At 59.1% G+C, this 12,380-nt stretch carries 9 protein-coding genes and 1 pseudogene; 9 read left to right on the top strand and 1 reads right to left on the bottom strand.

Annotation, left to right across the window (positions count from 1 at the left end; genetic code table 11):
• Window positions 1-321, bottom strand: a pseudogene (locus B3I26_RS17960) (energy transducer TonB); the annotation flags it as partial.
• Window positions 322-944: 623 nt separating this feature from the next.
• Here B3I26_RS17960 and B3I26_RS17965 point away from each other — a divergent pair.
• From B3I26_RS17965 to B3I26_RS18005, 9 genes are all read left to right on the top strand, one after another.
• On the top strand, window positions 945-3,053 hold the full coding sequence (locus tag B3I26_RS17965; protein ID WP_296259564.1) for a TonB-dependent receptor family protein: 2,109 nt from the start codon (window positions 945-947) through the stop codon (window positions 3,051-3,053).
• 66 nt (window positions 3,054-3,119) lie between these two features.
• Entirely contained in the window at window positions 3,120-3,719 is a 600-nt protein-coding gene (locus B3I26_RS17970) for a histidine phosphatase family protein (RefSeq protein ID WP_296259565.1), read from the top strand.
• A 10-nt stretch (window positions 3,720-3,729) separates the two neighbouring features.
• The gene (locus B3I26_RS17975; protein ID WP_296259567.1) at window positions 3,730-3,945 is read left to right on the top strand and encodes a hypothetical protein; all 216 of its coding nucleotides are present in this window, start codon (window positions 3,730-3,732) and stop codon (window positions 3,943-3,945) included.
• 316 nt (window positions 3,946-4,261) lie between these two features.
• A complete protein-coding gene (locus tag B3I26_RS17980; protein WP_296259568.1) occupies window positions 4,262-4,852 on the top strand; it encodes an AAA family ATPase in 591 nt (196 codons plus the stop codon).
• A gap of 250 nt (window positions 4,853-5,102) precedes the next feature.
• On the top strand, window positions 5,103-6,701 hold the full coding sequence (locus tag B3I26_RS17985; protein ID WP_296259569.1) for a GNAT family N-acetyltransferase: 1,599 nt from the start codon (window positions 5,103-5,105) through the stop codon (window positions 6,699-6,701).
• A gap of 87 nt (window positions 6,702-6,788) precedes the next feature.
• Window positions 6,789-7,328 carry an HIT family protein gene (locus tag B3I26_RS17990; protein ID WP_296259570.1) on the top strand — a complete coding sequence of 180 codons (540 nt, stop codon included), beginning with the start codon at window positions 6,789-6,791 and terminating at the stop codon, window positions 7,326-7,328.
• Between the two features lie 270 nt (window positions 7,329-7,598).
• Window positions 7,599-8,111 (top strand): sigma-70 family RNA polymerase sigma factor, encoded by a 513-nt coding sequence (locus B3I26_RS17995; RefSeq protein ID WP_296259572.1) that lies wholly within the window; start codon window positions 7,599-7,601, stop codon window positions 8,109-8,111.
• Window positions 8,108-9,061, top strand: a complete 954-nt coding sequence (locus B3I26_RS18000; protein ID WP_296259574.1) for a FecR domain-containing protein — start codon at window positions 8,108-8,110, stop codon at window positions 9,059-9,061. The genes B3I26_RS17995 and B3I26_RS18000 overlap by 4 nt, the downstream gene beginning before the upstream one ends.
• A gap of 243 nt (window positions 9,062-9,304) precedes the next feature.
• Window positions 9,305-12,262, top strand: coding sequence for a TonB-dependent receptor (locus B3I26_RS18005; protein WP_296259575.1), 2,958 nt, complete (start codon window positions 9,305-9,307; stop codon window positions 12,260-12,262).
• The last annotated feature ends 118 nt before the right edge of the window (window positions 12,263-12,380 follow it).

Here is a 12,380-nt window from a genome sequence, read left to right on the forward strand (position 1 = left end):
CTCGGGCGGCGGTGGCGGGGTTTCGACCACCGGCGGCGCGGGCTGGGCGAACTCGATGGTCATCGGCGGGATTTCCGGCGGCACCACGGGCAGGGCTGGGGTGGGCGAGCTATTGACCCAGTAGATCACCGCACCGTGCAGCACCAGGGCGAAGACGCCGAGCAGCACCGCTTCGCGGCGGCTGAGGATGCGCCGCGGTGTGGTCTGCAAGCGCGACAGCGCCAAAGGGCCGCGATAGACCCGGCCCAGTTCAAGCAGCTCGCCGCCCGGCGCCTGACGCCAGAGCACGTCCCGTGCATTGGCGGTTTGGGCATTGGCCATTCATTAGTCCTCGCGATTAAACAACACGGAATCAAGACAACAGGTGAATTGGACTTCCGTGATCATTGCTCATGGGATTGACCTTACAAGGACATCCATGAAGCTGCTGTCGGTTGAGCAAGAGCCATACCAATTACTGATTGCACGCGAAATAAGCCCCCTCTGGCCGAGACGACGGCAACGCGTTGTAGTCTGTGCATTTTTTTGTTAATTCGCTGTTGCAGTACAAACAACGACCGTTATGAATAAGTGTGATTTAGCTATATAGATTTCTGATGTCGGACTCCTTAGTAATATTCCAACTGTGTTCAGTGAGGAGGGCAGCGGAGCGATCACCTTGGCTTCTTGATTAGGGGCTATGTGAGAGTGCGAAATAACTTATGAGCTGCGTTGTTAAATTTCGGATCTGGAAAAGTTATCGTTATCAACTGTTGGCAAATGGACAGACCGAAAACAAAGTGTCGTTTGGTGAAGTCTTGATCCTGGTCATTTTTACCAAAAAACCAGTTGAAAGTTTGTGGCACGAACCCTGCTAAGTGGGTCTGGAGCGCGACTGTACGAATAGAAGCTCTAACTAACACTCAACTTTCGGGAGCAGGGATTTGATACGGCAATGGTTTGATATGTGCGCTCGGCGCCTTGATTCGTTGGCCACGGTTTCGAGCCTGGGCCTGTTGTTGATGGTGGTCCACGGCGCTTCCTTTGCCGCACAGGAGCCCACCGAGCAAAGCGCTCAAGACCCGAAACTGGCGACAGTTACCGTAACTGGCACGGCGGCCAGCGAAGCGCAAAAAGCCGAAAGGCAACTGGCCAAAGTGCCCGGAAACACGGCGGTCATCGATAACCACGAAGTCGAAAAAGGCCGTGCCTCCAATGCCGAGGACGTGCTGGCATTACAGCCGGGTGTGTTCGCCCAGGCCACCAGCGGTTCATCGGCCAACAAGATCTCGATCCGTGGTTCGGGCCTGAACACGTTCTATCAAGGTTACGTCCTGGGCATCAAGTTTCTGTTCGACGGCCTGCCGCTGACAGGCCCTGGCGGCACTCAGGAAGATATGCTGGACATGGCCGGTGTCGACCACACGGAAGTGCTGTACGGCGCCAACGCACTCAATTATTCGGCCTTATCGTTGGGAGGGGCGATCAACTTCGTCAGCAAAACCGGCCGGACCGATCCGGGGAATTACGCGCGCTTCGAAACGGGCAGCTACGGTTATCGCAAACAGGTATTGAGTACCGGTGGCGTTGAGGGCAACGCCGACTACTATGTCAGCCTGCAACACAATGAACGCGATGGTTATCAGGACAATACCCCTAATAACGGTCAGGGGATCGTTGCCAACTTCGGTTATGTGTTCAACCCGAAACTGGAGACGCGTTTCTTTCTGCGTTATCGCGAAGAAACCCTCAGCCAGGGCAACACGCTGACCAAATACCAGATCAAGCATGACCCGACCAGCAATCTTGTGCCCTTCGGGCGCAAGAAAGACGGTACAACGCTGCTGGGCAGTAAAACCACCTACACCTTCGATGACAACGCCAAACTGGAAGTCGGTCTGGGCTACAACGATTACCCGCTGTACAACGGCTGGCGTTACTCGGCCACGCCCCAGGACTGGCGCTCCAAGGACATCAACCTGACCCTGCGTTATCTGCGCACCGGCGATACCTTTCTCGGTTTCAATAGCGACAGTACCGCGACCTTCAGCACTACCCGCGCTTATCTGGCCGACGTGAAGTCCCATAGCAAGGCGACCAAGGCCAAGCAACAGGAAGCCAGCTTCACCGGCTCCCGGGACACCGTGTTCTCCTTGGGCAATGAGCTGCAACTGACCGACAACCTGTGGCTGTCCACCGGCCTTTCATTCATCGACATCAAGCGCAAGGCTGATATCGAATACACCACCGGCGTCAACACCACAGCGTTTCCCAACGGCGTGGAGTATGAGGAGCACGACACGGCACCGCGCATTGGTCTGCGCTACCAGCTCACGCCGGAATTCGAACTGTTCGGCAATGTCAGTCGCTCCATTGACCCGCCTGTCACCTGGCAACTGGGCAGCACCGGTACGCCTTATATCCGCGACGTTCGTCCGCAAAAGGCCAATACGGTGGAGTTCGGCATCCGTGGTGGCCACGGCATCTTCGATGGCAGCCTGACGGTGTATCGTTCATGGGTTCAGAAGGAGCTGCTGTCGGTGGTCGTGCGTCAGGCGACGGCCACCCAGGATCAACTGGTCGCGACGTCCAATGGCAGCCCGACCATCCACCAGGGCATCGAGGCAGGTCTGAACGCGCAGTTGTGGCAAGGGCAGGGCGGCGATACGGTCACCTTGCGTCAGGCCTACACCTACAACGACTTTCATTATCGCCATGACGCCACCTTCGGTGACAACGAGTTGCCGGGGCTGCCGCGCCAGGTCTATCAGGCCGAGCTTGAGTATCGTCAGCCGAGCGGCTTCTACGCCCAGTTGAATGCCCGGGCTGCGTCCAGCTATTACGTGGACTTCGCCAACTCCCTCGGTGCGCCGTCCTACACACTGTGGGGGGCGAAAGTCGGTTATGAAGCGCCGAACAGGAAGTGGGAAGTGTTCGTCGATGCGCGCAATCTGACCAACGAACGCTACGCCACCGCATCCACTACTGCCTACGATGCCAAAGGGCAGGACTCGGCAAACTTCTACCCGGGCGATCCGGTCAATGTCACCACCGGCGTTTCATACCGGTTCTGATTCGATTTAGCAGGGCTGCGATGACAGCGGACTTGCAGGAAAGAACACCTTGTCAGGAGACGCCTCATGCGTTTGTACGTCGTACGTCACGGCCAGACTCAGGCCAACGCCGAGCATCGTTATCTAGGGGCGCTTGACCCCGAGTTGACAGAAACAGGACGCGAGCAAGCTGCCGCCCTGCGCCTGGAGCTGCCCGACTCGATCGACAGCATCGTCGTCTCGCCCTTGCTGCGCGCCAGGCAGACGGCCGAGATCCTGAACTACCGGTTGAATATGCCCGTTCAGTTGCTCGACGCCTTTCGGGAACGCAACGTCGGTGTCTTCGAAGGGCTGACCCAGGATGAGGCGCATCAGTTTTACCCTCAGCTGTGGCGCCAAAACATAACGCGTCAGTGGGACATTGGCCCGCCACAAGGGGAGTCGATTTCACAAGTGGTGACACGGATACACCAGGGCTTGACGACGTTGGTCGCGGCTTCTGCCGCGCACAACCTGTTGCTGGTCGGGCACGGCTTCGTCGCCAAGACCATCCGGGCACTGGCCCGACAGGATTTCTCGGACTTCTTCGACTGGCAACTGGGCAATGGACACTGGCTGGTGCTGGACAATATCGAGCGGATTCTGCAGCACCCTGCACCAGGGCAGAACCCGCTGCAAAAAGGTTGAAAAAAGGGTCATGACATTGCACACGCACATTCTGCAACTCAAGGAACGGCTCTTTGAGCATGCCGTGCGTCTCGACGAATCGCTCCTCGACCTGCTGCTCGCCGACGACTTCGTCGAGTTCGGTAGGAGCCTCGAGGATTCGGGGACGGCGCTTATAGCTGCAAAAACGAGACCGATGCTTGGTCTGGATTTATATACGCTCTGTCATCTGCTGCCGATTTGTTGACTTGAGGCTCGGCTAGTAAAGACTGTGGCGGCTGTCCGCACAGAATATCCCGCAGCTGTTGAGAATGGTGTATGTCCATCGTTCGAGAGGCAGCCGACGTCGTGGTCGGGTTGCCGGCGCAGGAGGCGGGTGAGGATCTTGCGCGTGTTGTAATGAAGCAGCAGTCAGAGTTGTAGATTGATGCGCGACGATGCCGTATATCCGAGCCTGGGATGCAGCGCAGGCGAGTCTGAAGATCGATTCGTTGTTTGGGATAATTGGGTTGGTGCCGGGTCTGGCGGGTACTAAGTGTTTGGCGTAATTCAATGAGGTTTGCATGCAGCGGGTCATGATTATTGGTCAACCTGGTTCAGGCAAAAGTACGCTGGCTCGGGAGATGGGCAAGCTCACCGGGCTACCGGTCATTCACATCGATACGATTCATTGGCAACCTGGATGGATCGAGCGAAGCATCGACGAGAAGACGCGTCTTTGTCGGGAGGTTGAGGCTGGCGATCGGTGGATTTTTGAAGGCGGTCATGCGGCGACTTGGGACAGTCGTATTGCTCGAGCCGATCTCCTGGTATGGATCGATCGCGCGTCGGCGCTCCGGTTCTGGCGTGTGCTTCTCAGAACGCTGGCCCTGCGAGGTCGGCCTCGACCCGATCTTCCAGAGGATTGCCCGGAGCAGCTGGGGAATCTCCCGGAGTTTTTCCGTTTCATGTGGACGACCCGTAAATCATCGCGAGCGAGGATGAGGCAACTGGTGGCCGCCGCGCATTCGGGGTGCAGGGTGGTTTGCCTGCGTTCCAATCGGCAGACCCGTTTGTTTCTGTCGAGCATCGAGGAAGCGGCTGGCGCCGGGTTTCCGCCAAAGGAACGGTCAGCGGCCAGCGTGGAATATAGAACCAGTCAGTCTGAGAAGTGATGTGTGCTTGAGAGGGCGATTCTCGCGGCATCCACGCTGCCGGCCCGCGGAGCGCTACGTGTGTTCAGCTTAGAAGTCGGAGGTTACAGAGGCTGTGGCGCGTATTGTTGCCTGCACCGATCCCGTTTGAACTGTTGAATCGGCAGCAGTGTGCAAACAGTTGTCGGCTTTAGGCGCCTGGCATGCTATTGCTCGATAGCAAGACTGATCAATCAAATCAGGCGTGCAATCCCTCGGCATGGAGTGTGCATTGTGGCTGGCGACCATCCTTCATCCATTACGCTCGACACATGATGCGCGCCACGCAAGGACATCAACTTCCATGACGGAAACTCCCCATATTCCCACGCTTGCGTTCAGGCCGGTCGATCTGGATGCCCATTACGATGTTTGCCAGCGCTTCAGAATCGACGCCCTGATGTGCACCTTCGGCTCGGCAGAGCTTTTTTATCAAAGCGACGGTGGGCCAGAGGGTTACGTTATCTGGCTGCGCGAGCGTGCAGCGAAATTACCGGGCTGTCTGGTCCATGTCTGGCGGGATGAAGAAATCATCGGCCAGATCGAGATGGACCGCTTGAAGAGCGATATTTCGATCGGCTACGTTAATCTGTTTTATCTGGTTTCCGAACAGCGAGGGCAGGGCTTGGGCGCATTGCTGGAGGCCTACGCCTGGCGTTTTCTCAGTGGCCTGGGATGTCAATCCCTGAGATTAAGTGCCGCCCCGAACAACCGGCCTGCCTGGGTGTTTTATAAAAACAACGGCTGGCAGGATCTGGGGCCACGCGAGCCTGGAAGGGGCACCCATACGCTGCACAAGGAGGCTGGCGAGTATGCCTCAGGCTCTCCACGGGTGATCAACCCGGACGACTACCTGGAAACCGAGTTTGGCAGGGAGTTCACCCCTGAGCGCGATCGTCAGGCGTGGGAGTTGGCTTACGCTTGCCTGAATGAAGCGCTTTCCAAGGCCAGACGAGGGACGCATGTGTATCTGGTGATGGGCGTGCAGGGCGCGGGTAAATCGCGTTGGGTGGCTGAAAACCTTGGCAGGCTCGGTCATCGCGCGGTTGTGTTCGATGCCGCGTTGCCTGCGCGACGTCATAGGGAGAGGTTACTGGCCATCGCGCGCAGACATGGGATGCCGGTCATTGCCCTTTTCCTAAAGGCGCCCCTCGGGCTTGCGCTCTTGCGCAATGCCCGGCGCAGCGCAGACAAGCGTGTGCCCGAGCAAGCATTGAAAAACGTCTATGGCTTGATCGAACCCCCAACACAAGAAGAAGGATTTATCTGGGTGCAAACGATAGAACAACCGGCAGATTTGCCGAAAACGCTAGAAACGCCGCGCCTGAACCTGATCGCGCCCGATGTCGGCCTCGCACACAAGCTGGCGGACGCGCTGAACGGCAGTTATGAACTGCACCGGGATTTCCTGATCTGGAGCAAGCCGCACTGGACGCTGGAAGAGACTCAGGAAAGCCTCGACCGTGCTTGCGCCGATTTCTCCACGCCCGCAGGCGAGAAGCGCTACTTCCTGATCGGGCGCGAGGGTGATCAGCCGTTGGTGGGCTGTATCGGAGCCACCCCAGAGGCCGAGCCAAATCAGGGATTCGAAATCGGCTACTGGGTGAACGAGGCCTATGCCAACCGTGGATTGGTGAAAGAGGCGCTACTTGCATTAGTGGCGGCGCTGTCGGGGCAAACCCTGCGGCTGACAGCATCTTCGGCCAACATCGCCAGCCAGAAACTCGCCGAAGCGGCTGGGTTCGAGCCCGTGCAGACGCTTGTGGATGCGCGGGTTTCAGGGCGGCATGGTGTGTGCGATACCGTGGTTTATCAGCGGGAGGCCAGATGACGCTTGCCCTTCAATTCAAAGCAGTTGCCGGGCGCATTGCCCTGGACTTGTCTACCCCGGCCAGTGCTCAAGGCCGGCTCCGTTCACATGACTTCAGGCGCTGACGTCATGCCGGTCATCGACAGCCGTCTGCACATTCCCGGTGGATTCATCATTCATGAGACCGAGCACTGGGTCATCAATCACCACTTAGCCAGTGCGCTACCCGGGTATTTGATTCTGGGTTCCAGGGCACCTGTGGACTCCCTTGCCGATTTGCCCGCTGCTGCACTCCACGAGTTCGGCGAACTGCTGGCCCGTGCGCAGTCGATCCTGCAAGCCACCTTGACCCCCGAGCGCCTTTACGTGAGTCGCTACGGTCACTCCCCGGGCTACCCGATTCACTTCCATTTGATCCCGGTCTACGCCTGGGTCGAGAAACTGTTCTGGGAAAACCCTCGCTACCGTCTGCTGGAAACATTCGCCAATCCGGAGATAGCCGAAGCGGGCACCGATGGGGCGGAGCTGACGCTGTTCATCTGGCGCGAGTTCGGAGAAAGCGCCCGGCCACCAGCGGTGCAAGGCCCGTCAATTGCCGAGGTCATCGAAAAACTTCGCGCGGCGTTTGCGAGCGCTGCATACCCTTGAACGGCAGCGGTCTCACGTAGGAACGCGAGTCTGCCATCCCTTTTAAACGATCAATAAATGCGGCGCTAAATGTCGGGTATCGCCGCGCCTGGCATTCAGGTTTTACGCAGATATTGTCCAACAATCTTTATATCTTTTAGGCAGTTACTGCTGTTTTTTTATTCCTTCCAAGTTTTGTAACAGTTGAGGCACAGTTCCGATACGAAGAAGGAGGAGCGTCAGCGTTTCTCGATAACAAGGCCCGAAAGCCGCCACTACACGGAGCATGGGATGAGCGTGAATCAGCACCTGCAATTTGGTCTGATCGGTCAGATATTCAAAAGTGACTATGGCTGGCTGTGCACGCGCGTGAGCCGGGCAATGGGATGTCCGCACGGCGCGCAGGACATTGCGTCGGAGACGTTTTTGCGGGTGCTCGCATTGCCCGATCCTGCGTCGATCCGCGAACCCCGGGCATTGCTGACGACCATCGCCCGCCGCCTGATGTATGAAGGCTGGCGGCGTCAGGATCTTGAGCGCGCCTACCTTGAAACGTTGGCCCAGGCGCCGCAGTCGGCTCACCCTTCACCGGAGGACCGATTGTTGCTGCTCGAAACCCTGGCTGAGGTGGACCGGCTGCTCGATGGCCTGTCGGCCAAGGCCAAAGCTGCATTTCTTTACCATCAGCTCGACGGTCTGACGTATATGCAGATCGCTGAGCTGTTGCAGGTGTCGGTCAGCCGGGTGCAGCAATACATGGCCGATGCGTTCAAGCGCTGTTACCTGGCAATGGTGCAGCCATGAACGGGGTCACGGCCGATGAGGCGATCATCGATGAAGCAGCGCAGTGGATGGCGCTGCTGCAGTCCGGGCATGCCAGCCCGGAGGAGCACCAGGCATTTCGTCAGTGGAGCAATTCCGACCCGCGCCGCGCCGAAATCTTCAGGGCCATGGGTGCCGGGCTCGGCGTGCTGGAGAATGACAAGCTGCGGCGCATGCCCAGGGAGAGCCTTCTGCACACCCTCAATGCGCCGTCCGGGCGTCGACGCTTCGTGCGTAATGCGTTGTCACTGGTAGGCGCCGTGTCCACGTTAGGGCTCATTGCCCGGCTGACGGATGTCTGGCCACAACCGGGTTTATTGAGTACCCGCACCGGTGAGCGCCTGAGCCTGACCCTCGCCGACGGCAGCGCCCTGATGCTGGACGCGCGGACCAACGTGCTCGAGCGGTTCGATCAGGACCGGCGCCTTCTGCAATTGCTCGACGGCAAGCTGCTCGTCGATGTTGCCAAGGACAGCCAGCGGCCCTTTATCGTCCAGACCGCTCAAGGCCAGATGCGTGCATTGGGGACCCGATTCCTGGTGGACCAGCGCGACGGGCAGACCGGTATTTCGATGCTGCACTCACAGGTTGAAATTCGTACCCGCAGTGGCGTGGTGCAAGTCATCCGCGCAGGGGAGCGCGCAGTGTTCGATGCCGACCGGGTGCTTGAACTCCAGGCATCAACCGGCGCTGAATCGGCATGGACCCAAGGGCTGCTCGAGGTGCGCGACCAGTCGCTGGGCGCGCTGATCGCATCGTTGCGCAGTTATCGCAGGGGCATTATTCGGGTCAGCCCCGCAGCCGAAAACCTGCGCTTGAGCGGGATCTTCCCGCTGGACGATACCGATCGTGCCCTGCAATTGCTGGCCGGGTCATTGCCGGTGAAGATCGATTACCACAGTCCTTACTGGGTCAACATCGACGTGCGATAAGGGCGATGCGTGCGCCGGACACGATCGAAAAAAAATGTTCCCATCGCTCTATAAATCTCCGGCCTTCGTTGCACAGATACCTTGATGGGCAATGGCCGGGGTGTCGGCGAACCCCTTGAAGACGCTTGAGCCCGCGACATCCGAAGTTATAACCCCATGCCTAAACGGCCTAACACCTGCCTATAAAAAGACTTGGCCAGTTGCTCAATCCCATCAACTGACAACGACGATGGGAACACCGCAATGCAACTCAAACGCTCTTGTCGCCCTTCGCTGGCGACCCTCTCCCTGGCCGTTGGCGTGGGCGCCTTCGCAATCAGCGCATGGGCACAACCTGTAACCTCGGCTGCGGCGCCGGCCGTGGGCGAGCGCACACTGACCTTCGACATTGCCCAAGGCTCGCTGGACCAGGTGCTGCTGAGTATTTCGCGCAACAGCGGCTCGACCATTTCCTTCCAGCAGACCCTGGTACAGGGCTTGGTCAGCGGGCCGATTCGAGGGCAACTGACAGCAGGCCAGGCGCTGCTGTTGGCACTGCGTGGAACGGGGCTGCAAGCAGCGCCAAATGCCGCTGGCGGCTGGATCCTGCAACCGGCAGCCGTTGCGCCTGCGGCCACTGTCAGACCGGCTGTTCACGCTCAAGTATCAGCCGCTAAGGTCCCCGGCGATGTCGCGCTGGAGAAAGTTACCGTCACCGGCTCACGCATTCCTCGCGCACAGGTCGAAGGGCCGTCGCCGGTAAACGTGATCACCGGGCAGGAAATCGAAGCTCGCGGGTATCGCAATGTCTACGACGCCATCGCCTCGCAGACCCAGAACACCGGCATGACCCAGGGCGAGGACTACGGCAACACGTTTCAGCCAGCCGCCAGTGCGCTCAACCTACGGGGCCTGGGGCCCAATCACACGCTGGTGCTGATCAACGGCCGCCGTGTCGCCGACTACCCGACGGCCTACGATGGCAGCGTCAACTTCACCAACCTGGCGAACATTCCGTCGATGATGATCGACCGGATCGAGATCCTCAGCAGCGGCGCGTCGGCGATCTATGGCTCCGATGCCATTGCCGGGGTGGTGAACATCATCCTCAAGGACAAGACCAGTGGCGTGGACGTCAACCTGCGGGGCGGCTACACCGAGCGCGGTGGTGGCGACAACCAGCGGTTGCAGATTACCGGTGGCGACAGCTGGGGCGACTTCGACGGGATTTTCGGGCTGGAGCTGACCAAGCGGCAGCCGATCTGGGCAGACCAGCGTGGGTTCATGAACGATGGCGCGGCCAAGGACGTCGGCTATCGCCGCAACCTGGACACCGGCGGGTATTTGGGACCGGGTTGCGGCGCCTATGGCGGTATCTACAACGGCAAACTCGGTGGCAGTGGTAATCGCTGCATGACCAATCAGTCCTACAACGGCTATTGGACGCTGCAGGCACAAAAGGAAAACGACGACGGCTACACCCGGGGCACCTGGCATTTCAGTGACACGGGCAAGGTGTTCGCCGACCTGATGTTCGGTTTCGATCACACCCAGAACAACACCCGCGGCCCGAGCTTCACCTCGCCCGATTTCATCAATCAGAACAGCGGCAATCTGGAGCGCTGGTATAGAGGGTTCGCCAGTGAGGAAATCGGCGGCAAGACCAGCAACAACAGCAAATGGCGTGAGGTGTCCTGGACCGGCACCCTCGGCCTGGAGAACAAGTTTGCCAACAGCGACTGGGGTTACCAGCTGTCGGCCAACCGCTCGGAATACACCAGCACACGGACCACACGCTATACCCCGCTGAGCAGTATTCGAGATTACTTCCTCGGGCCTCAACTGGGCACTCAGGATGGCTACCCGGTGTTTGCCCCGGATGAGTCGCGCCTTGACCAGCCGCTGACCGAAGACCAGTGGCGGCAGTTTCGCGGCAACCTGACCCAGCGCAGCAAGTCGGTGTCGCAAACCTTCAGCGCCGGGGTCAATGGCGACCTGTTCGAGCTGCCGGCGGGGCCGGTAGGTTTCGCTGGAATCGCCGAAGTGGGCAGGCAGTCGTATCACATCGATGTCGACGACCAGCTCAATGACGGCTCGTTCTACAACACCACGCCGGCCTCAAACTCCGGTGGCTCGCGGGATCGTTATGCGGCGGGCGGCGAATTCAGCATTCCGGTAACCGACACCCTGCTGGCCTCTGCGGCAGGCCGTTGGGATCAGTACAAGTTCAGTGGCAGGACCGAACAGCAGAATACCTACAACCTTGGCCTGGAATGGCGCCCGGTCAACAGCCTGTTGGTGCGTGGCAGTTACGGCACCAGCTTCCGCGCCCCCGACCTCAACTACCTGTATCAGGCGGACACCAATGGCTATGACCCGGCCCAGGTCGACTACTACGGGTGCAGCAAGGGCATCGATGGCGCCTGTGATCGTGGCCGGGTCGATTACACCCAGAGCGGCACCCCTGATCTGAAATCCGAACGCGGCAAGTCCTGGACCTATGGTTTCGTCTGGTCGCCATCGCATCAGTTCGATTTCTCCGCCGACTTCTGGCGAGTCGAGATCAGTGATCTGCTGACCACCGTCGATCTCAATCGCCTGTTGCAACAGGAGAACGAGTGCCGCAACGGTCAGCTCGATGCGAGCACCTGCCAGGACGTTCTGGCGCGTATCCAGCGTAATGCCAGCACCGCTGCGGTCGATCCGAACAAGCTGCAACGGGTGCAGGTCAATGCGATCAACGCCGCCAGTGAACGTGTCAGCGGCCTGGACCTCAAGAGCAACATTCGCTGGGGCGCCGGGCAGTACGGCGCCTTTAGTTCGCAGATCGGCTACAGCACGGTGCTGTCCCATTACTACAAGGAATCCGATGACGCCCAGACGCAAAACCTGCGCAGCAGCAACAGCAATTACGATTGGCGCAGCAAGGTCAACGCCAGCCTTACCTGGGACTACCAGCGTCTGAGCACAACCCTGGCCGGTATTCGCTACGGCAGCGTGACCAATGCCGCCGGTGACGGGCGCCTCTCGCCCTGGACCACCTTCAACGCCAGCGCGCGATACAAGGTCAACGACAAGGCCAGTGTCGGGCTGACCGTCAATAACGTGCTCAATCAGGTGAAGAAGGATGACTCCGCAGGTTGGCCTTACTATCCCACTGGCAATTACGACCCCTATGGGCGGCAGGTCTGGCTGGACGTGAGCTACCACTTCGGTGGCTGACCGTTGCTGCCTCGGCAGGCGATGCGCGGGATGCAGGCCGCGCATCGGGTAGGCATAACCTCATGCGTTAACGATCTAATCGCGCTCTATAAAAATCCCGCGTCCGGCGCACAACCCT

This window comes from Pseudomonas sp. UBA5706 (assembly GCF_002419965.1).
Taxonomy (GTDB): domain Bacteria; phylum Pseudomonadota; class Gammaproteobacteria; order Pseudomonadales; family Pseudomonadaceae; genus Aquipseudomonas.